Annotated in this window: 13 protein-coding genes; 9 read left to right on the top strand and 4 right to left on the bottom strand. The window is 68.8% G+C overall.

Annotated elements, in window-relative coordinates; all coding sequences use genetic code 11:
* The first annotated feature begins 82 nt into the window (after positions 1–82).
* Entirely contained in the window at positions 83–5,185 is a 5,103-nt protein-coding gene (locus tag ACFCVM_RS07590; protein WP_375835511.1) for a discoidin domain-containing protein, read from the top strand.
* 87 nt (positions 5,186–5,272) lie between these two features.
* Here the strand turns inward: ACFCVM_RS07590 and ACFCVM_RS07585 are convergent, their stop codons facing one another.
* The 3 genes from ACFCVM_RS07585 to ACFCVM_RS07575 form a co-directional block, all read right to left on the bottom strand.
* Positions 5,273–8,422, bottom strand: coding sequence for a M14 family zinc carboxypeptidase (locus ACFCVM_RS07585; RefSeq protein ID WP_375835510.1), 3,150 nt, complete (start codon positions 8,420–8,422; stop codon positions 5,273–5,275).
* A 198-nt stretch (positions 8,423–8,620) separates the two neighbouring features.
* On the bottom strand, positions 8,621–10,738 hold the full coding sequence (locus tag ACFCVM_RS07580) for an ABC transporter ATP-binding protein (RefSeq protein ID WP_375835509.1): 2,118 nt from the start codon (positions 10,736–10,738) through the stop codon (positions 8,621–8,623).
* The gene (locus ACFCVM_RS07575; RefSeq protein WP_375835508.1) at positions 10,735–12,468 is read right to left on the bottom strand and encodes an ABC transporter ATP-binding protein; all 1,734 of its coding nucleotides are present in this window, start codon (positions 12,466–12,468) and stop codon (positions 10,735–10,737) included. The genes ACFCVM_RS07580 and ACFCVM_RS07575 overlap by 4 nt, the downstream gene beginning before the upstream one ends.
* Positions 12,469–12,734: 266 nt before the next feature.
* On the opposite strand from ACFCVM_RS07575, the gene ACFCVM_RS07570 reads away from it, so the two are divergent.
* The 4 genes from ACFCVM_RS07570 (at position 12,735) to ACFCVM_RS07555 (ending at position 16,232) form a co-directional block, all read left to right on the top strand.
* On the top strand, positions 12,735–14,414 hold the full coding sequence (locus ACFCVM_RS07570; RefSeq protein WP_375835507.1) for an acyl-CoA dehydrogenase family protein: 1,680 nt from the start codon (positions 12,735–12,737) through the stop codon (positions 14,412–14,414).
* Between the two features lie 53 nt (positions 14,415–14,467).
* Complete coding sequence (locus ACFCVM_RS07565; RefSeq protein ID WP_375835506.1) at positions 14,468–15,049, top strand: hypothetical protein; 582 nt, start codon at positions 14,468–14,470, stop codon at positions 15,047–15,049.
* Between the two features lie 260 nt (positions 15,050–15,309).
* On the top strand, positions 15,310–15,882 hold the full coding sequence (locus ACFCVM_RS07560; RefSeq protein ID WP_375835505.1) for a hypothetical protein: 573 nt from the start codon (positions 15,310–15,312) through the stop codon (positions 15,880–15,882).
* A gap of 62 nt (positions 15,883–15,944) precedes the next feature.
* A complete protein-coding gene (locus ACFCVM_RS07555) occupies positions 15,945–16,232 on the top strand; it encodes a hypothetical protein (protein ID WP_375835504.1) in 288 nt (95 codons plus the stop codon).
* A 30-nt stretch (positions 16,233–16,262) separates the two neighbouring features.
* Here ACFCVM_RS07555 and ACFCVM_RS07550 read toward each other — a convergent pair whose 3' ends face one another.
* Positions 16,263–17,249, bottom strand: a complete 987-nt coding sequence (locus ACFCVM_RS07550; protein WP_375835503.1) for an N-acetylglucosamine kinase — start codon at positions 17,247–17,249, stop codon at positions 16,263–16,265.
* 119 nt (positions 17,250–17,368) lie between these two features.
* Here ACFCVM_RS07550 and ACFCVM_RS07545 point away from each other — a divergent pair, with 119 nt between their 5' ends.
* The 4 genes from ACFCVM_RS07545 to ACFCVM_RS07530 are packed head-to-tail and all read left to right on the top strand — an operon-like array spanning position 17,369 to position 21,975.
* A complete protein-coding gene (locus ACFCVM_RS07545; RefSeq protein WP_375835502.1) occupies positions 17,369–18,670 on the top strand; it encodes a sugar ABC transporter substrate-binding protein in 1,302 nt (433 codons plus the stop codon).
* Between the two features lie 19 nt (positions 18,671–18,689).
* Positions 18,690–19,685, top strand: coding sequence for a carbohydrate ABC transporter permease (locus ACFCVM_RS07540; RefSeq protein WP_375835501.1), 996 nt, complete (start codon positions 18,690–18,692; stop codon positions 19,683–19,685).
* The gene (locus ACFCVM_RS07535; protein ID WP_375835500.1) at positions 19,682–20,512 is read left to right on the top strand and encodes a carbohydrate ABC transporter permease; all 831 of its coding nucleotides are present in this window, start codon (positions 19,682–19,684) and stop codon (positions 20,510–20,512) included. The genes ACFCVM_RS07540 and ACFCVM_RS07535 overlap by 4 nt, the downstream gene beginning before the upstream one ends.
* Positions 20,513–20,514: 2 nt before the next feature.
* Positions 20,515–21,975 (top strand): glycoside hydrolase family 3 protein, encoded by a 1,461-nt coding sequence (locus ACFCVM_RS07530; RefSeq protein WP_375835499.1) that lies wholly within the window; start codon positions 20,515–20,517, stop codon positions 21,973–21,975.
* Positions 21,976–22,043: the final 68 nt, after the last annotated feature.

Here is a 22,043-nt window from a genome sequence, read left to right as displayed (position 1 = left end):
GAGGCACGCCTTCCGCGCACCCGACGCGTGAGCCATTCCCGATCTCGATTCACCGAAGAACCGATCATCCGCAGGAGGACTCATGAAACACACGCGAACGAAACCGATCGCGATACTCAGCGCCTCGGCGCTCATCACCACGGCGATGGCCCTCGGCGCAGCCGCCGGTCCGGCGAACGCCCAGCAGGTCGGCGGGAACGCGCCGTTCATCAACTCGTGGTTGGTCTCCGGGCCGTTCGACACCCCGGTGGCAGATGAGATCTACGGGTGCGAGATCGCCGAGGCGGTGAACCTCGCTCGAACCGCGAAGGCCACCGCCTCGTCGTCGCTCGACGCGAACCCGCCGGCCCAGCTGATCGACGGAGACCTCCGCAAGCAATGGGTGGCCGAGAACGACGCCGCTCCGACGGTGACGCTCGCGTGGGACGCGCCCATTTCGCTCAACGAGGTGCGGCTGGCGCAGTGGGGCGACGCCCGCCATGTGAACGGCTCGTACGCACTCACCTTCACGCTCGCAGACGGATCGACGATCACGTCGCCGACGGTCGCGAGCACGTCGGGTTCGCCGTCGTCCCCGACCGTGTACTCGCACGGCGAGACGATCGCCGACGTGGTGTCGATCTCGGTCGCCATCGACGCCGGACTGACGCCGTACCCGTCCGTCACCGGTCTGTCGGAGATCGAGGTCTACGAGCGCGTCGAACCGGCCGAAGGCGAGGCGTCGATCGATCCCGCCGTCGGCGGGACGCTCGGTGACGACGCGGAGTCGAACGAGTGGGAGTACTTCGACGACCGCGTGTACAACCGCAACTACGACGACTACCAGGACCTCTACGGCTACTACTCCGTCAAGAAGGGCGAGGACACCAGGAACAAGTTCGTCTACGCGCACACGTACGTCTACAGCCCCGAGGCGCGGAAGGGCTTCGTGAACGTCGGCGCGAGCGGCTCGTACCGTCTCTTCGTCAATGACGACTGCGTGACCGGGACGAGCACGCCCGTCGAGGTGCAGAAGGACTTGACCAAGCAGGAGGTCGACCTGAAGCAGGGCTGGAACAAGGTCCTGCTCCAGATCGAGCACACCTACACCGAGGACGTCAACGGCAACGGCGTGCCGATCGCCAAGGACCAGGACGTCGCCTACCTCGGCTTCTACGGCCGGGTCGGTGACGCGAACGGCAACCGGATCGACGGCATCGTGAGCTCGGTGAACGGCCCGTCGGACAAGCTGAAGATCGACACCCGCCCTCTCGAGGCGGCCGGAGCCGACGAGAAGGCACTGCCCGACGGCGCGCTCCCGACCGGATACCTCGAGTGGCCGTACGTGTGGAACAAATCGGTCACCGGGAGCCAGCACGGGGTGTCGGCTTCTTCGTTCCAGTTCATCGCGAGTGGCGGAGAGCCCGGCTACACCTGGGAACTCGTCGACGGCGAACTCCCGAAGGGGCTCGAGTTGAACGCCGACGGCACGATCGCCGACGGGCTCGTCGACGGCAGACCCGACCTCGCGAGCACGAAGGGCATTATCAGCCCCGATGCGCGCATCGGCGACTACGAGTTCACCCTCGAGGTGACGGATGCCGACGGCGCCACCACGACGAAGGACTTCACGCTCACCGTCGAGGACCGCCCGAACCGCAAGTTCGAGGAGGGCCGGGTCGGCGCGCTCACGCACGCCACTCCGGTCTACAGGTACTTCGTCGACCCGAACTACTCGGTGGATCAGTGGGCGCAGCGCGCGAAGGAGCAGGGCCACTCGCTGGTGTCGATCGAAGCGCTCCAGCAGAACTACTACTGGCCCTCGAAGTTCGCCGACCCGGCGCACGACCGGAACAAGTACCTGCCGAAGGACGCCGACGGCAAGGTCGTCGACGGGCTGAAGCCCTTCGCCGACGCCGTCAAGCGCTACGGCATGGACTTCGGCCTCTACTACGCCACCGAGGGCGGCGGCCTGCAGCACTACTCGACCGACGTGTTCGTGCAGAACGTCGAGGACCTGCTCGACCGCTACGACCCGGCGTACCTCTACTTCGACGGTCCGCAGACGATGCCCAACGCGAACTACGACGTCATGTACAGCGCGGTGCGCAACCACGGCGCCGAGGTGATCATCGATTCGAACGCCTGGGGTGAGGAGTACGGCGACCCGGACCTCCGCACCGCCGAGGCATCCCACATCTTCGCCAACACGAGCGCCGATCACCTGGTGAAGCGCACGCCGATGGAGCCGTGGAAGATCGTCCTCACCGATCACGAGCGCTCGCCGTACTACGGACAGCGCGATGACTTCCGGCTGGTCACGCAGGAGATGATCATGAACGCGGGGCGCGGCTACGTCGACAACAACGACCAGACCGTGACCAACAGCCGCGGCCCGAACTGGGATTCGCCGACCGACATCGCGACTCGTTACCCGCGTGCTGCGCAGGAGTACATCGATGTGCGCGAGGGCCTCGCGGACTGGTTCGCCTCGTCCGGCGTCGACCTGCACGAATCGACCACCGGCACGACCCCGTTCTTCCTTCCCGGCTATGGCTACGACGACGACGGACTCGGCAACTACGACCGGTTCGCCTTCCCCGGGGCCGACGTCGGCCCGCAGTGGGGCTATGCCACCCGCCGCGACAACGTCATCTACCTGCACATCCTCGCCGGACCCGACGGGAAGAAGGGCTTCGACGCTCTCGAGGGTGGGCGGCTCTCACTCGGTGGCATCGAGCACGAGGTCACCGCGGTCACGCACCTGAACACCGGAACGGAGATCTCCTCGTTCACCCAGGACGGGGAGGAGGTCGCCCTCGACCTGTCTGCCGTCGCGGTCGACCCGGTCGACACGATCATCAAGATCGAGACGGATGACGCGGCGCGCACCTACGAGCTCACCGACGCGACCATCGACGCCAGTCCGCTCCGATCGGGGCGCCTGAAGCTCATCGCGGGCGGGTACATGACGTATCCCGCGCTGGCGGCGGAGCTCGACAAGGTGGTCTTCACCGCACCGGACACCGGTGTCGCGAAGGTCAACCGGAACGGGACCGTCATCCCGCGCGCGGACGGCTCGGTGGAGGTCGAGGTCGCCGTGAAGTCGGGCGAGGTCACGAAGAAGACCCGCGTCACCGTGTCGGTGAAGGACGGCGTGGCGTACATCGGCGACGACCTGTCGTCGGCCGTGCTGCGGATCGGGGGCAAGGAGGCGTACACGGAACTCCCGATGAACGCGCAGCCGGACTACGCCCTCGAGGGCCGCTCGGGTCACGGCCAGTCCGTGCGCCTGGATGCCGCCGACATCACCTGGCATGCCGGCATCGTCGACCTCGACGGCGGCACCAAGACCGAGCCGATCGCCATCACGGAGGTCGACACCTTCGGCTTCGCGAAGGGCAGGGTCACGACCCCGCAGGTCGCCGAACCGACGCGCGGCGTCGTGTGGGCGGAGGTCTCCCTCGACGGGAAGACCGTCACCAGCAACCGGGTGTTCCTCGACCTTCTGCCGACCCGCGAGGTCGCGGCGACCGCGTCGGTCACGACGAGCGACGGGTCCGAGACGGGGTCGAAGCTCACCGACGGCATCGTCATCGATGCGGAGCACCTCACCGGATCCGGTTGGAGCACGGCGGCCGACGGAGCGTCGTGGGCCCGATTCGACCTCGCCGCCCCGGCCGAGCTGTCCAGCATCGGTCTCCAGTTCAACAAGTCCGGACAGCGCTACGCGAACACGCCGCGGAAGATCGTCATCCAGACGAGCGTCGACGGCGACACCTGGACCGATGCGCAGTCCGCGGCGGGTCCCGATGGGTCCGTGTACTGGGGTGCAGTGAACGCCTACCCGGTCACGGGGGTCGCGCAGCACGTGCGGATCTCGTTCCCGGAGGGGTCGGCCGGCGCCACGCTCGACCTGCTCGAAGCGCAGATCCATGCCACGCACGAGATGACCGGACTCGCGAGCATCGAGGCGGAGCCGAAGCTCAGGGGCAACAAGCGCACCGCCAAGGTCGAGGTCACCGGTACCTCCTTCCAGGGCGATGCCGTCTCGGTGCGGTCCAGCGCGGTGAAGATCGTCACGGGCGATGCCGATGTCGTCGCGGTCGACTCCCGAGGGGTCATCTCGGCGGTCGGTGAGGGGCGGGCGACGATCACGGTCGACGCGAACGTCGACGGCTATCGGGCGTCGGACTTCTTCGACGTGATGGTCGATGCGGATGGCCGTCTGTCGCTGCCGATGTTCATGGAGAGCGTGCAGCTCTCGCTGAGCGGCAGCAGCGTGCGCGTCGGGCACCCGGTGGTGGCGGACGTCGAGGCGAAGCTCAACACGGGAGCTGCGGCGAACCCGGCTGAGCTGACCACGAAGCTCGAGTTCAGCGACCCCCGGTTGGCACAGGTCGAGGGCACGAACACGATCGTGCTGCCCGAGCCGGTCGCGGGTTCCGTCTCCGCGACGGTGCGGGCCACGGTCACGTTCGACGGCCAGACGCTGACGTCGGGTCCAGTCGCGCTGACCATGACGGGCGACAACCTCGCGAGCGCGGCGACCGTCACGGTCTCGTCGGTGCGCGACCGCAGCGGCGTGCCCGACGGCGACGACCGGGATGACCGCTACGTCGGCGCGAAGGCGGTCGATGGGGACACGGCGACCTCATGGGCGTCGAAGCAGACGGATGTCTCGCCGTGGGTGAGGCTCGACTTCGGCGGCCCCGTGCAGGTCGACCGCGTCAATCTCGTCGATCGCGGTCACGACGTCAATCAGATCGTCGAGGGACTGCTCGAGTGGGAGGGCGGCAGCAAGCACGTCACGGGGATCCGATGGGAGGGGCAGCCCGACAACATGATCACGCTCGACGCACCGGTCACGACCTCATGGCTGAAGTTCACGATCGATCCCGACAACGTGTTCGACAACCAGGTGGTGCACGGTGAGGCCGGCCTGGCCGAGTTCGGCGTGTACGCGGCCGCGGCGGAGCGCAGCATCGTGTCGGCGACGTTGGTCGCGGCGGAGACCACGATCGGTCAGCAGCCGACGCTGCCGGCCGAGGTCGGTGCCGTCTACAGTGACGGCACCACCGGTGCCGTCGCAGTCAGCTGGGACGCCGTGCCGGCCGAGAAGCTGGCCGAGGCCGGATGGTTCATCGTCGAGGGTGCGCTCGAGGGCGGCGAGGTGCGGGCCCGAGCGGTCGTCGCGGTGCGGTAGCCGCAGCACGGAGAGCCGGCCCGGCGCCCCTTGACGGGGTGCCGGGCCGGCGGTGTCGAACGTCGGATTCGACGGCCGGGTCGACGGCTACCCGAGCAGGTGCGCGAGCACCCGCTCGACCACCGCTGCGCGCTCGGCATCCGACGACAGCTGCTCGAGGCCGAAGCCGAAGAGCAGTGAGTCGGGTGTCGCCGTCGCCGCGATGATCGCGCCGAGCCCCTCGGTGCGCTCGAAGTTCGAGCTGTTGCCTGGGCTTCCTTCGGGTGCCTCCAGCACCTGCCACGCGCCGAGGCCCGTCTCGAAGCCCTCGGTCTGGGTGTCGGTGCCCGCGACGACGAGCTTGGTGTCGTCGAGGATGAGCCCCATCTCGCCCGAGGACGGGTCGGTGACGTAGCTCACGACCACCTCGACCTGACCGCCCGCGTAGGCGCTGAGGTCGAACGCCACGGGCACCCAGCCGCCGGAGGACCCGGTGAACGAGTTCCACGAACCGCTCGAGCCCGTCGGCGTGCACGGGTTGCCGCCGGTCAGGTAGTGCTCGAGGTTGGCATGCTCGGCCAGGAGGAATCCGGCCTCGCATTCAGCAGGAACCTCGGTCGAGGTGCCGCCGTTCAGGTCGGGGAGCGTCGTCCACTCCTCGGTGCCCACCGGACGCGCTTCGACGATCACGTGGTCGTAGCCGACCTCCGTCTCGAAGGCCATCTGCGCCTCGAACGTCGGTGCGTCGGCCGCCGGCACGCCGGTGAGGTCGAACGTGCGAGCCAGTCGCTGGTAGCCGTCGTCGATGTGCGTCGCCGCGACCGCCCACGCTCCCTCGACCGGCACGACCCGGCCTTCGGCATCGACGTAGTCGGCCGCGGCCCAGCTCTCGAACTGCGGGAACTCGGCCACGGGCAGCACCTCGCTCGTGGGCGTGAACGCCCCGACCTCGTCGATCGGGTTGTCGACCGTCGCCGGTCCGCCGAAGAGCGCCTCGACGCCGGTGAGCGGCTCGGCCGTGCCGGTCACTCCCGAAGCGACGAGCGGCGTTCGGTTGTACCCGCCCAGCCAGTACTGCGTGAAGTCGTCGGCCAGCAGCAGGCAGTCCGAGAAGATGTCCTGCGTGACCACGCAGTCCTCCTCCGGCGCGCCGTCGAGCCCGTAGTAGATGCCGCCGAGCGCGTCGCCCAGCAGGCCGAAGTACCCGGCGGTCTCGCCGGAGACCGCGAGCCTGCCGCCCTCGTTCATCCAGTCGCGCACCGCGATCGTGAGGTACTGCTGCCGTTCGGCGACCGAGAGGTCGGGGAGCGGTCCGAACTGGAAGGTGTCGGTCAGCGCGTCCTCCGGGTCCTGCGTGAGCCGGTTGTCACCGAGGTACCAGAACGCCGACTCGTAGTGCGACAGCACGGCGAGCGGATGCGGCACTCCTTGCGCGTCGACGTCCCAGGTGTCGGGCGTCACGCCGTTCGCCTCGATGGCGGCGACGTGCTCGTCGAGGTACTTCGGCTCGGTCGTGCCCGGCGGGTAGGTCGGGTTCACGCCCGTGTAGTCCTCGTTCGCGATCACGAGCACCGGGTTGCCGGTGTCCTGCGCGAGCGTGTAGGTGAAGTGCTCGCTCTCGATCTTCTTGAACTTCTCGCCCTTCAGCACGTCGCGGATGGACGGGAACGCCGAGAACCACACCTCGACGGTGTCGCCGGGGCTCGCACCCTTCACGGTGCCCCGGTACTCGGCGTAGTAGTCGTCGTTCTCGTCGCCGTACCGTTCGCCGCCCTGCCATTCCTTCACGGGCGCGAGGCGCATGCGGCCGTCGTTGATGCGGTACTGCATGAACTTCGCCGTCAGGTCGCGCTTCGCGACGACGGCCACCGGCTGCGGGTCGCCGTACGACACGTCGAAGCTGTCGACGACGAAGTCGGCGGCATCGCGGTCGACGACCGAGATCGGGTCGTTCGGATCGAGCGCCGATTCCGCGACCGCGAGTGCGAACGGGATGTTCTTCTCGAACTCGGTCTGGATGAGCGCCTCGTCATCGGGGAAGTTGAAGCCGCTCTGGCAGTCCTCCGCCAGCCACTCGTCGTCGGGCACCGAGTCGGATGCCGCTTCGCACGTCGACATCTCGGGCGTGAAGCCGAGCGTTCCGTACGCCTCCTGCATGTGCGAGTCGGTGTCGCCGTTCGTCGTGTAGAGCTCGGCCGAGATGTCGGGGTCGTAGCCGGGAACTGCCGGAGTCGCGTCGTCACCGACCATCGCCTCGTAGAGCACGTCGTCGGGCGACGGCGTCGCGACCTGCCAGCCGATCCCGTGCAGGAGCAGCTCGGCCGCCGAGTGGTAGTTCACGAGGAACTCCGGCGTGATGTTCGCGAAGAGCGAGTCGAGCGCCTGCGTCTCGGGTTCGGATGCCGGCGCGCTGCCGCGATAGGTCTCGCTTCCGGGGTTCGGCGAGGAACCCTCGTTGTCGTAGCCCCATCGGGTCGGGAAGTTGCGGTTCAGGTCGACACCGTCGCCGGGCGTGATGACGCCGTTGCCGTCGATGTCGCGCAGGTTCTTGCGCCAGAGTCGCTGGCCGTCTTCGAACGTGAAGTCGTACCCGTCGGGGTTGGCGACCGGGATGAACCACATCTCGGTTGTGTTGACGAGCTTCGTGATGCGAGGGTCGGTGCCGTACCCGGTCAGCACGTGGTCGAGCAGGCGTCGCACCATCTCGGGCGTGATCCACTCCCGCGCGTGCTGCGCTGCCGAGAACACGGTCGCCGGTCGCTTGCCGTCCTTCACCTTCGAGGCGTTCTTCGTGACCCGCACGGCGGTGATGTCCTGACCGTTGATGGTCTGGCCGATCACCACGAGTTCGGCGATCGTCGGGTTCTCGGCGGCCTGCGCCACCAGCTCCTCCTGGAGACCGCCGGGGCCAGAGTAGGTGCGGAACACGCCGTCGCCGGGCGCCAGTGCCCGACGTTGCACGGAGACCTTCTGCTCGAGGTCGGCGCCGGACTTCGCCAGCTCGGCGACCTGCTCGCCCGAGAGGATCACCTCGATGTCGACGGTCCCGGCCTCGGGGGCCGGCGTCGCCACGATCTCGCTCCGATCGACGCCGAGCGCGACGATCGCCGCGAGTCCCGCGGCATCCACCTCGCCGGTGTAGACGGCCAACTGGTCGTCGCCGCCGGGCGGAGGCGCCGGCTTCGCCACGCTCGGCGTGGCGCTCACTACGGTGAGGATCAGTGCCGCTGCAGTGGCGACGGCGAGCTGACGGAACATGGCGTACCCCCTTGTGCGCGATGGCGCGTCGGTCACGGTGTGTCCACGATCGTTCGTGCGGGGCATGGTGAGCCCGGGCTGAACCTTCCTCATCTTTCCGGTCGCGTCGGTGGTCGTCAAGGGCTTGCGCCCCGAACGCCGACTGCCCGCCGGACGCCTCGGCTGAGGCATCCGACGGGCAGTCGGGTGGAGCGGGTGTCAGATCTTCGCGGTGTCGGGCTCCGAACTGGGTTCGGTGTCGCCGGCCGTTGCCGCGGCGGATTCGGCATCGGCGCTCTCGGTCTCGCCGTCGGCCGAGGTGACGACCGTGCCGTCTTCGGCGGCAGCGAGCTCCGCGTCGATGTCGGTCGCCGCCTGCTCGAACTGCGAGTTGTAGAGGCGGTAGTAGGCGCCCTTCGCAGCGATGAGCTCGTCGTGCGTGCCCTTCTCGACGATGTCGCCGTGCTCCATCACGAGGATGAGGTCGGCATCGCGGATGGTCGACAGACGGTGTGCGATCACGAACGACGTGCGCCCCTCGCGGAGCGCCGCCATCGCGTGCTGCAGCAGCAGCTCGGTGCGGGTGTCGACCGAGGAGGTCGCCTCATCGAGGATGAGCACCGACGGCTGCGCCACGAACGCACGGGCGATCGTGATGAGCTGCTTCTCACCCGCCGACACGTTCGACGCCTCCTCGTCGAGCACGGTGTCGTACCCGTCGGGAAGCGAGTGCACGAAGCGGTCGACGTAGGTCGCCTGCGCCGCGGCCAGCACCTCGTCATCGGTCGCCGACTGGCGACCGTAACGGATGTTGTCGCGGATCGAGCCCGCGAACAGCCACGGATCCTGCAGCACCATGCCCGTGCGCGCACGCACGTCGTGACGCGTGAGGTTCGCGATGTCCTGGCCGTTCACGAGGATGCGGCCGCCGTTCAGCTCGTAGAACCGCAGGATGAGGTTCACGAGCGTCGTCTTGCCGGCACCGGTCGGACCGACGATCGCGACCGTCTGCCCGGGCTCGACCTGGAACGACAGATCCGTGATGAGCGGGCGCTCGGGCGTGTACGAGAACGCGACGTGGTCGAACACGATCGTGCCATCGCCGTCGGCGGGCGCCGGGGCATCCGCTGCGTCGGGTTCCTGCTCTTCGGCGTCGAGCAGTTCGAAGACGCGCTCGGCCGAAGCCGTGCCCGACTGCACCACCGCAGCCATGCCGCCCAGCTCCGACAGGGGCTGGGTGAACTGCTGCGAGTACTGGATGAACGCCTGCACGTCGCCGAGACGCAGCTGTCCGGTGGAGACCATGAGCCCGCCGAGCACCGCGATGCCGACGTACGTCAGGTTTCCGATGAACATCATGCCCGGCATGATGATGCCCGACAGGAACTGCGCCTTGAAGGATGCCTCGTAGAGCTCCTGGTTCTCGGCCTTGAACTTCGCACGCGAGTCCTCTTCGCGGCCGAAGACCTTGACGAGCGCGTGGCCCGAGAAGGACTCCTCGACGCGGGCGTTCAGCCGGCCGACCTTGCGCCACTGGATGCCGAACGCCTTCTGCGACTTCGGACCGATGATGCCGAAGATGACTGCCATGAGCGGCAGCGACACGAGCGCCACGAGTGCGAGCTGCCACGAGATCGTGAACATCATGATGAGCACGCCGACGACGGTGAGCACCGAGGTGACCACGGTCGACAGGGATTGCTGCATCGCCTGCGTGATGTTGTCGATGTCGTTGGTGACTCGCGAGATCAGCTCACCGCGCTGCACCTTGTCGAAGTAGCTCAGCGGCAGGCGGTTGATCTTCGCCTCGACCGACTCGCGCAGGCGCCACATGGTCTTCACCATGATGACGTTGATCACGTAGCCCTGCAGCCAGGTGAGCACGGATGCCACCATGTACAGCGCGAGCACGAGGATGATGACCTGGCTCAGGCGAACGAAGTCGACCCCCTCGCCGGGCACGACGCCCGCCGTCGCGACGACGTTCGCCAGGTCGTCCTGGCCCGCCGCCCTGAGCGCGTCGACGGCCTGCTCGGTCGTGCTGCCCGCGGGCAGCTGCTGGCCGATGACGCCGGCGAAGATGATGTTCGTCGCCTCGCCGAGCACCTTCGGTGCCCACACCGTGAGCACGACGCCGATGGCGCCGAGGATGGACACCAGGGTGAACGCGAAGGCGTGCGGCTTCAGCAGCCCGATGAGGCGGCCGAAGCTCTGCCCGAAGTTCTTCGCCTTGCCCGGTGCGACGGCGCCGCTCCAGTCGTCGGCGTTCAGGCGTGCCTGCTCGCCGAGCTCGATCTCGATCTGCTCCTCAGCGGAGAGTGGGGTCTGTGCGGTCATCGGGCGGCCTCCACTCCGAGCTGGGATTCGACGATCTCGCGGTAGGTCTGCGAGGTCTCGAGCAGTTGTTCGTGCGTACCGAGTCCGACCATGCCGCCGTCGTCGAGCACCACGATGCGGTCGGCATCGGTGATGGTCGAGATGCGCTGGGCGACGACGATCTTCGTCACCTCGGGCAGTTCGCGCCAGAGCGCCTGCCTGAGCCTGGCGTCGGTCGTGAGGTCGAGCGCCGAGAACGAGTCGTCGAACACGAGGATGTCGGGGCGGTGCACGATCGCGCGGGCGATCGCGAGTCGCTGCCGCTGACCACCCGAGACGTTCGTGCCGCCCTGGGAGATCTTCGCGTTCAGCTGCCCGTCCATCTCCTCGACGAAGTCGCGGCCCTGGGCGATCTCGAGCGCGTGCCACAGGTCTTCGTCGGTGGCGTCCTCACGCCCGTAGCGAAGATTCGAGGCGATCGTTCCGGTGAAGAGGAACGGACGCTGCGGCACGAGGCCGATCGACGACCAGAGGTGGTCGAGGTCGGCTTCTCGCACGTCGACGCCGCCGACCTTCACGCTGCCGCCCGTGGCGTCGAAGAGCCGCGGGATGAGCGAGACGAGGGTCGTCTTGCCGGCACCCGTCGATCCGACGATCGCGACCGTCTCACCGGGAGCGGCTCCGAACGTGATGCCCGAGAGCACCGGGTGTTCGGCACCGGGGTAGGTGAACGCGGCGTCGGTGAACTCGACCGAACCCGGCGTCGGGAAGACCGTCACCGGGTTCTCGGGACGAGCCAGCGTCGAGGTCGAGTCGAGCACCTCGCCGATGCGCTCGGCCGAGACCGCGGCGCGCGGGATCATGATCGTCATGAAGCTCGCCATGAGCACACCCGTGAGGATGAGCATCACGTACTGCATGAAGGCGAACAGCGTGCCGATCTGCACCTCGCCGGCATCGACGGCGAACGCGCCGAACCACACGACACCGACGACCGTGACGTTGAGCACGAGCATGAACAGCGGGAAGAGCAGCACGAAGAGCGAACCGACCTTGCGGCCGACGACCATGATGTCGGTGTTCGCGCCGCGGAAGCGCTCCTCTTCGATGGGTTCGCGCACGAACGCGCGCACGACGCGAACGCCGGTGAGCTGCTCGCGCATGATGCGGTTCACGTTGTCGAGCTTGTGCTGGTAGCTGCGGAACAGCGGCACCATGCGACTGATGACGATGATCGCGATGATCAGCAGGGTGGGCACCGCGACCGCGATGATCCAGCTGAGGCCGACGTCTTGCTGCAGGGCGAAGATGACGCCGCCGATCGCGAGGATCGGAGCGGTGACGAGCATCGTCGCACCCATCATCGCGAGCATCTGCACCTGCTGCACGTCGTTCGTGTTGCGGGTGATGAGCGAGCCGGGGCCGAACCTCGACACCTCGCGCTCGGAGAAGCCCGAGACGCGATCGAACACGTGGTCGCGGATGTCGCGACCCGCGCTCATCGCGGCGCGCGCTGCGAAGTACGTGGCGATGATCGACGCCGTGATCTGCCCGAGGGAGATCAGGAGCATCAACGAACCGGTCGACCAGATGTAGGCGGTGTCGCCCTTGCTGACGCCGTTATCGATGATGTCGGCGTTGAGGCGCGGCAGATAGAACGTGGCGAGTGCGGAGATGAACTGGAAGATCAGCACACCGAGCAGGAGCCACTTGTAGGGTTTCAGGTAACGGACAAGGATTTTTCCGAGCATGACGTCTCCATTGCGAGGAGTCAGGGAATCGAGCGGACACCGCCTGCCGAGGCGCGTTCGTGCGCGCACAGCACCGGCCAGGGCAGCCAACCCCTCGCTCGACCTGCAGCATCGCACCCCCGTACGACATTGCAGCGTTACAGCCTCACACGCTGGGCGGGGTGACGCAAGCGCGAGGGGGGCATCCGGGGGCCGCGTTCACCCAGAGCGAAATCGTGGGCCATCAGCACATTGCGGAAGCGCGAGAATGGGCGCGGAGGTCGAAGATGATCAGCACGCACGAGGTCGAGAACCAGGTGCCCGCGCGAGAGGGCGTCGACGAGTACACGGCGAACACGCCGCTCGTCGAGGCGGTCGCGCGGTGGGGGAGCGGCGGCGAGGCATCCGCTCGGCCCTCGCTCGCCGACGTCGGCGCGCTCGTGGGTTCCTCGGCCTTCCAGCGCGACGCCGAGCGCGCGAACACGCACCCGCCGGTGCTGCACACGTTCGATCGCTGGGGCCGTCGCCTCGACGAGGTCGAGTACGACGACGCCTACCACCGCGTGATCGGGGCGGCCGTCGCCGCCGGCGCGCACACGAGTGCGGCTGCAGCGCCCGGACCCGGTGCGAACGTCGATCGGGCGGCGGCGTTCCTGCTCTTCGCGCAGGTCGAGCCCGGCCACGCCTGCCCGGTTTCGATGACGCACGCTGCGGTGCCGACGCTCGAGCTCGCGGCATCCGGTCTGCGAGACGAATGGATGCCGCGGCTGCTGAGCCGGTCGTACGACCCGGCGCTCGACGGTGGTGGCGGGGCCAAGGCGTCGGCGCTCGTGGGCATGGCGATGACCGAGAAGCAGGGCGGATCCGACGTGCGGGCGAACACGACGCGGGCCGAGCGGCGCGGCGGCTCGGGCTCGAGCGGCGGCGCGGGGTCATGGGGCGCCGAGTACGGGCTGACGGGCCACAAGTGGTTCTGCAGCGCGCCGATGAGCGACGCGTTCCTCGTGCTCGCGCAGGCGCAGCACGGACTCAGCTGCTTCTTCGTGCCGAGGGTGCTGCCCGACGGCTCGCGGAACGTGTTCCGCATCCAACGATTGAAGGACAAGCTCGGCAACCGGTCGAACGCATCGAGCGAGATCGAGCTCGACGGCACGACGGGCTGGCTCATCGGCGAAGAGGGGCGGGGCGTCGCGACGATCGTGCAGATGGTCACGCGCACCCGTCTCGACTGCGTGATCGGATCGGCGGCGGGCATGCGGCAGGCGGTCGCCGAGGCAGCGTGGCATGTGCGGCATCGCCGCGCGTTCGGTGCGCTGCTCGTCGACCAGCCGGCGATGGCCGCGGTGGTCGCCGACCTGGCACTGGAGTCGGAGGCGGCGACGCTCACGGCGATGCGGCTCGCGCGGTCGTACGACACTGATGCCGATGACGCGGAGCAGGCGTTCCGCCGCCTGGCGACGGCGGTCTCGAAGTACTGGGTGTGCAAGCGCGGTGCCGGGCACGCCGCCGAGGCGCTCGAGTGCCTCGGCGGCAACGGCTACACCGAGGCGTTCCCGCTCGCGCGCCGCTATCGGGAGCAGCCGTTGCTCGCGATCTGGGAGGGATCGGGCAACGTCATCGCACTCGACGTGCTGCGCGTGCTCGTGCGCGAACCCGAGGCGTTCGAGGCGTTCTTCGACGAGGTCGGGGCGGCGACGGGGGAATCGGCTGTCTTCGACTCCGCGCTCGAAGCGGCCCGGTCGCTCGTGCGCGAGCTGTCGGTGACGGATGCCGCGGGCGCCGCGTTCCTCGCGCGGGAGCTGACCGAGCGGCTGGCCCTCGTGCTGCAGGGTTCGCTCATGCTGCGGACGTCGCCCGGCGCAGTCGCCGATGCGTTCGTGCGCACGCGCCTCGGCGACGAGGGCGGCCGGCAGTACGGGGTGCTGCCGCGCGGGGCCGACGTGGCGGGGATTCTCGCGCGGGCGTGAGCAGCTGTGGATAACCGTGGTCGGCCGACGGCAGCTCGCCTAGGGTGATCGCCATGTCCCTCTCCCGATCGACGCGGTGGCCGAGCCCGAGCGCTTGTGCCGCGCTCGCCGCGGCCGGTGCCATCGCGCTGTTGTTGAGCGGGTGCGCCGGCGCTGTTCCAGCGCCATCGCCGAGCCCCTCTGCGGATGCCGCGGACCCGATCTTCGCCTCGGATGAGGAGGCGCTGGCGGCGGCTGTTGAGGCGTATGAGGCATACATCGCGGTCGCCGCAGAAATCGGTCAAGACGGCGGCAGCGATCCCGAGCGTGTGCTCAGTGTTGTGTCCGAAGGGTACTCAACGGAGGCGATCGCAGACTACGAGGACCTCGCTAGTCACGGCTACAGAGTGCTCGGGCAGAACTCGATCGACACCACATCACTCGTTGAGTTGTCCAATTACGGGAGGAAGACCGAAGTCACCATCTACGGATGCGTGCGGGTGGGCACGACACGGATCATCGATTCCAACGGAAATGACGTCACACCTGCTGGGCGCGATAGTGAGGTCCCGCTGGTGCTCGTTTTCGAAGGCACAAGTGCGAATGAGCTGAAGCTGACAAAGAGTGATCTGTGGACCGGCAACGACTTCTGCTGAGTGGCCTAGTCGGAGCTGCGATTGCTTGTGCGATTGTCGCAGCACCGTTGCCTGCCGCGGCATGCACGCTAACGCAGATTCAGGCTGGTGGCTGCGTCGTCGATTCGGACGGATCCATCGAGGATTCTCACGTCGATATCTGGGCAGAAGGAGCGAATGATGGCCCTTCACTGCCTCACGTTGAAGGTCAACCGGAGCAATCGGAGTTGGTCGAGCCGCAGGATGAAGAAGCGGAACCAATCGCTGAGTCGGAACCGACGATGCCCGAGAACTGCAGCCCGCTGAACTCGGCGCTGTGCGCGACGCCGCCAACGGTTCCCGAGGACCCCGCCGCACCCGCCCCGGCCGTGGTCGTCACACTCCGCGACATCGCCTCATTCATCCCCGCGAAGCCGGGCAACGGCATGGAGCCCGGCGGCTGGGCGGTCGAGGACCTTCCGGCCAACTTCGTGGCCGCGGCATCCGTGCAGGTGGTGTCGGGCACGCTGCTCGGCCAACCCGCCGACGTGCGGTTCACCCCGGTCGGGTACCGCTGGCAGCACAGCGACGGCGTCGTCGTCGAGAGCGGCGAGCCGGGCGCGACGTGGGCGGCGCTCGGGCAGCGCGAGTTCACGGCGACGGGCACGAGCCGCGTCTTCGCCGATTCGGGCGAGTACACCGTCGCGCTCGAGGCAGTGCTCCGGGCCGAGTACCGATTCGCCGGCTCCGGCTGGCGTTCGATCGCCGGCACGCTCGCGGTTGCCGGAGACCCGCAGCGCGTGCTCGTCGGCGACTTCGACACCGTGCTCACCAACGGCGACTGCAACGCGAACCCCTCAGGTCCGGGCTGCTGACGCCTCGCGATCTCCCTCGCGCGACGGATGCGGCGATGCGTGCGATGGAGTGAGCTGTACCCATGACCGAGACGCCCGACTCCCCGCAGGGGGCGAAGCCGCCGCCTCGGTCCGTCGAGGGCTGGGGCATCGGACTCGCGCTCGGCACCGGCATCGGGGTCTCGCTCGGCGTCTCGCTCGACAACCTCGCGGTCGGCATCGGCATCGGCGTCGCCATCGGTCTCGCCTTCGCCCTCGCGTTCGGGGCCGGCAAGAAGCCCTCGAGTGAGGGAACAGCTGCGCCGACGGATCAGCGCCCGGCCGGCGACGACCCTCCCACTGGAGACGCTCCCACCGACAGCGCCCGCTGATCCGTCAGCGACGGGTGTAGCGAGTACTCGTCAGCGCCAGAGGAACGGCGGATGCCCCGCAGGCACCTCGCCGCTCGCGGCGAGCCGAGCCAGGTGCACCGCCCCGTCCAGCGGGCCGCCCGCTGCGGGCACGAGCGATGCGTCGGGCGCGAGTCGCGCGAACTCGCGCTCGAATGCGCTCGTGAAGGCGCCGCCCGCGGCGAAGACGCCACCCGTGCCGGCGGCGAGCTTCGGACCGGGCAGCGCGGGGTCGAGCGCCGTGGCGAGCGTCGCTGCGACGAGGGCGCCCGCCTCGGCCATGATGCGCGTCGAGACGTCATCGCCCACGGACGCGAGGCCCGCGACATCCGCTGCGAAACCCGCGAGCACCGAGCCGCGATCGTGGCGCGTGTACAGCTGTGCGGGCCAGTCCGGCGCCGGGCCGAAGCGCGACTCGGCCGCGGAGAGGAGCGCCGCGGCATCCGTCGTCACGCCGTCGTGGGTCTGGATCGCGGCCTTCAGGCCCTCGATCCCGATCCACGCGCCCGAGCCTCGGTCGTCGTAGAGGTGACCCCATCCGCCCACCCTGCGCCAGACGTCTCGCAGGTCGGTGCCGATCGCGATCGAACCGGTGCCCACTGCGATGACCGCGCCCGGCCGGCCGCCGAGCGCGCCGAGGTGCGCGGTCACCGCATCGATCGCGAGCGCGACCGGTGCGCCGCCGGCCGCCTCGCGCAGGGCGGCGAGCGATGCGGCGGGCGAGGAGACGAGCGAGGCGAGCCCGGTGGCGCCGATGCCGACCGCGCTGATCTGCGACGCGGGCCACTCGGACCGGGCGCGCTCGATCAATGAACCGACGACGCCGAGTGCGGTGCTGCCGCTCGGCGTGATCGACACCGGTGGGCCGTCGAGCGCACGGCGGGGCCCGCCGTCGGCCTCGTCCGTCGTCGTCGCTGCAGGCTCGAGGGCGGCCCGGCTTCCCGTGCCGCCGACGTCGATGCCGAGCACCCATTCCGTCGATTCGGAAGTTTCTTGCAAACTGACCGCCATTCCCGAATACTACTTCCAGAGTCCGTTCTGGTTCAGATGCACATCCGTTTCAGATTCACAGCTGGGCACACGCGTGCCACTGACAGTTTCAACGAGGAGACCCCCTTATGAACAAGCGCTTCCTCCCGGTCGCAGCGCTCGGCCTCACCGCCGCGCTCGCCCTGGCAGCCTGCTCGAGCGGCGAGACGCCCGCTGCAGACAACGGCCCCATCGACGCGAAGGGCGAGACCCTCACCGTCTGGATCATGGAGGGCACCAACCCCGACTCCGAGCCCTTCTTCGAGAAGGTCGGCGAGGCGTTCACCGAGGAGACCGGTGCGACCCTCGACGTCGAGTACGTGCAGTGGGCCGACGCCCACGACCGCTTCGTCACGTCGATCGCAGGCGGCACGACGCCCGACGTCGCCGAGACCGGCACCACCTGGACCGCCGAGTTCGCCGACGCCGGCGCACTCGCGCCGCTCACCGACTACGTCGCCGCCGAGAAGGGCCTCGAGAAGGACCTCGTCGACGGCCTCGAGGTCGCCGGCACCTACGACGGCGACCTCTACGGCATGCCCTGGTACGCCGGCGTGCGCTCGATCGTCTACCGCGCCGACGTCTTCGAGGAGCTCGGCCTCGAGGCACCGACGAGCTGGGACGACATCGTCGCAGCCGGCGAGGCCATCAAGGCCGCGCACCCCGAGATGCTCGCCTTCGCCGTGCCCGGCAACGCCGAGTTCGGCGTCTACCCGTGGGTCTGGGGCGCGGGCGGCGAGGTCTCGACGCTCAAGGGCGACGAGTGGACCTCGGGCCTCGCGAGCAAGGAGTCGCAGGAGGGCATCCAGTTCTACACCGACCTCGCGCTGAAGCACGGCTTCTCGTCGGCCGGCGCGACGACGTGGAAGGAGACCGACGTGCGTGACGCGTTCACGCAGGGCAACGTCGCCATGATGCTCTCGGGCTCGTGGACCCCGAAGGCGCTCATCGAGAAGGCTCCCGACCTCGAGGGCAAGATCGCCGCTGCGGTCATCCCCGGCCAGGAGGAGGGCATCTCGCCGTCGGTCCTCGGCGGTTCGCACCTCTCGGTCTTCAACACCTCGAAGAACCAGGACCTCGCGTTCGCCTTCGTGAAGCTCATGACGACCGGTGAGTTCGCAGCCGAGTGGGCCGACTCGACCGGCTACTTCCCGGGCCTCGAGTCCCTCATGGACGACGCGCTCGCGTCGACCGACCCGCTCGTGCAGCCCTTCGCGCAGCAGATGGTCGAGGGCGGCGCATCCGTGCCCGTCACGCCGACCTTCGGCGCGGTGCAGGCCAAGCAGACGACGAACACCATGATGCAGGCCATCCTCAGCGGTCAGAAGACCGTGGAGCAGGCGACCAAGGACGCCGCTGCCGAGATGGACACCATCATGAACGGCAACTGAGGCGACTGAGGCATCCGCTTTGTCGAATCTCGCACCAACGCTGCCGGTCACGGGTGAGGGCGCTCCGGCGTCCGCGCCCGTGGCCGGCGGCCCGGGTGGCCGCGGCCCCCGTGGCCGCCGTCTCCTGACCTGGGCGAAAGCCCGACCGTGGGTGCTGCTGGCACCTGCGCTCATCATCCTCGGCGGCCTCATGCTGTGGCCGCTCATCCGCGTCGTGCTCTTCTCGCTGCAGGACTACGGTCTGCGCGAGATCGTCAGCGGGAAGCCGAACTTCATCGGCCTCGACAACTACGTCGAGGCGTTCACCAATCCGACGCTCTGGTCGGTCGTGCTGCCCAACACGCTCGGCTTCGCCGTCGCGGCCGTCGGCGGCACGGTCATCGTCGGCACGCTCGTCGCCCTGCTGCTCGCCTCGCTCGGCACGCTGTGGCGCACGGTCGTCGCGAGCGCCATCATGATCGCCTGGGCGATGCCCGCGGTCACCGGCACCTACGTCTGGGTCTGGATCTTCGACGCCGACCGCGGCATCGTCAACTCGACGCTCATGGCCATGGGACTCATGGACGAGCCGTACAACTGGTTCACGAACCAGTGGACCTTCTACGGCATCGTGCTCCTGAACGTCATCCACCACGGATTCCCGTTCGTGGCCATCACGATCCTCGCGGGCCTCCTCGGCGTGCCCAAGGAGATGCTCGAGGCCGCCGAGATGGACGGCGCCGGCGCATGGCGCCGCTTCTGGAAGATCATCTTCCCGACGCTGAAGCCCGTCTTCTCGGTCGTCATCATCCTGTCGACGATCTGGGACTTCAAGGTCTTCGCGCAGGTCTACCTGATGCCGGGAGGCGCCGGCTCCAATCGCTCGGTGCTGAACCTCGGCGTGTGGTCGTACGTCGAGTCGTTCGGCCAGAACCGCTACGGCTTCGGCTCGGCGCTCGCGGTGCTGCTGACGCTCGCGCTGCTCGCCATCACCGTGGTCTACATCCGCACGCTCTTCAAGGAGGAACAGCTGTGAGAAGGCGTTCCCCCGCGCGCAACCTCGGCAAGATCGTCGCCGTCGTCGCGCTGCTGCTCTTCACCCTCTTCCCGGTCTACTGGATGGTCTCGAGCGCGTTCGACGCGCAGGCCTCGAGCGGCGGCCAGTCGCTCGTGCCGAAGGAGTTCACCTGGGACAACTTCACCTACGTGCTGAACGAGGGCGGCTTCGACGTCTTCCTGCGGAACTCCGCGATCGTCGCGATCGTGACCGTGCTCGCGAGCGCGGTCGTCGCCCTGCTCGCGTCGGTCGCGGTCGCGCGGTTCAAGTTCAAGTTCCGCACGGCGATGCTGCTCATGATCCTCGTCGTGCAGATGGTGCCGCTCGAGGCGCTCGTGATCCCGCTGTTCGTGCAGGTGCGCGACCTCGGCCTGCTGAACACGCTCCTCGGCCTCATGGTCGTCTACGTCGCGCTCTCGCTGCCGTTCGGCATCTGGATGCTGCGCGGCTTCGTCGCCGCCGTGCCGGTCGAGCTCGAGGAGGCCGCCTACATCGACGGTGCGAGCTGGTGGCGCATGTTCCGCTCGGTCATGCTGCCGCTCGTGATGCCCGGGCTCGTGGCGACGAGCGTCTTCTCGTTCATCACCGCGTGGAACGAGTTCATCTTCGCGATGACCCTGCTCGGCGGAGCAACGGAGAACTACACCGTCGCGATCGGCCTGAAGTCGTTCTTCGGCCTGCACTCCAACGAGTGGGGCTACATCATGGCGGCCTCGACGCTCATCACCCTGCCGGTCATGATCTTCTTCGTCATCGTGCAGCGTCGACTCTCGTCGGGCCTCGTGGCCGGCGCGGTCAAGGGCTGATCGTGGGCGCCATCGACGACCGGGCGCTGCGCGCGCTCGTGAACGGCGTGCTCTGGCCGGGATTCCTCGGGCGGAGCGTGCCCGAGTGGCTTCGCGACGAACTCGACGCGGGCCTCGCCGGTGTCGTGCTGTTCGCCCACAACCTCGGCGACGAGGGCGAGCGGATGTCGCTGGCCGTCGAGCTCCGGAGGCACCGCCCTCCGCTCGTGGTGGGAATCGACGAGGAGGGCGGCAACGTGACCCGCGTCGAAGCCGCGGCCGGCTCGACGCTGCCGGGCGCCGCGCAGCTCGGGGTCGTCGACGACCTCGCACTGACCGAGGCCGTGGGCCGTGAACTCGCCCGGATCTCGCTCTCGGTCGGCGCCAACGTCGTGCTCGGGCCCGTCGCCGACGTCAACACCGACCCCCGCAACCCGGTGATCGGGGTGCGCTCGTTCGGCGAGACGCCCGGGCTCGTCGCCCGGCACGCGGTCGCGGCGCTCCGGGGCATCCGCTCGTCGGGTGCAGCGGCGTGCGTCAAGCACTTCCCGGGCCACGGCGACACCCATCTCGACTCGCATCACTCGATGCCGGAGCTCACCATCGGGCTCGACGAACTCGAGCGCGTGCACCTGCCGCCGTTCCAGGCGGCGGTCGACGCGGGCGTCGAGGCGGTCATGACGGCGCACATCATCGTGCCCGAGTGGGGCGAGCAGCCGGCGACGCTCAACCCGATCGCCCTCGGCCGCCTGCGGGCGATGGGCTTCGACGGCGTCATCATCACCGACGCGCTCGACATGGCGGCGGTGCGCGAGTCCGTCGGCGCGGGAGCGGGCGCCGTGCAGGCGCTGATCGCGGGCGCCGACCTGCTCTGCATCTCGAACCCCACGAACCTCGGCGCCGAGGCCGCGATCGACCAGGACGTGCGCGAGTTCCGCGAGGTGCAGCACGCGATCCTCGCGGCGCTCGACGACGGCACCCTGCCGGTCGACGTGCTCGAACGCGCGGTCGCCCGCGTGCAGCGGCTCGCGGCCGCCCTCGCGGCACGTGAACACGGCGAGTCGTCGCCCTTCGACGGTGCCGACGTCGCCCGCGCTGCGATCACCGTCGACGGCGTGATCGCGCCCGCACCGGGCCCACGCACCGTGCTCGATGTGCGCGGCCGCTCGACACTCGCCGTCGCCAGCGACCGGGACTACGTCGAGGCGACGATCGCCGACGGCGGCGACGTGCTCCGCGGCGATGCCGCGGTGCCAGGGGCGGGGCCGCTCGTCGTGCTCGTCGACTCGATCGGCACCGACAGCGCGCAACGGCGACGAGTGGAGAACGTGGCACGCATGCGGCCCGATGCCGTCGTCGTGAACGTCGGCGTCCCCGTTGCACCGGGAGCTGCACTGCCGCTGCCGACGCTCCATGTGCGAGCCGCGAGCCGGCTGACCGCGACCGCGGTGCGCGAGCTGCTCGAGACGGGGATCTCGGCGTGATCGCGCTGCGCCCGGTCGCCCTCGGCCGCGCTCGAGGGGCCTCCGTCGCTGTGACCCGGACTGGGGTG

The organism is Agromyces sp. NPDC056389, from assembly GCF_042262385.1.
Classification (GTDB): Bacteria; Actinomycetota; Actinomycetes; order Actinomycetales; family Microbacteriaceae; genus Agromyces.
This window is presented reverse-complemented; position numbering and strand designations above follow the sequence as displayed.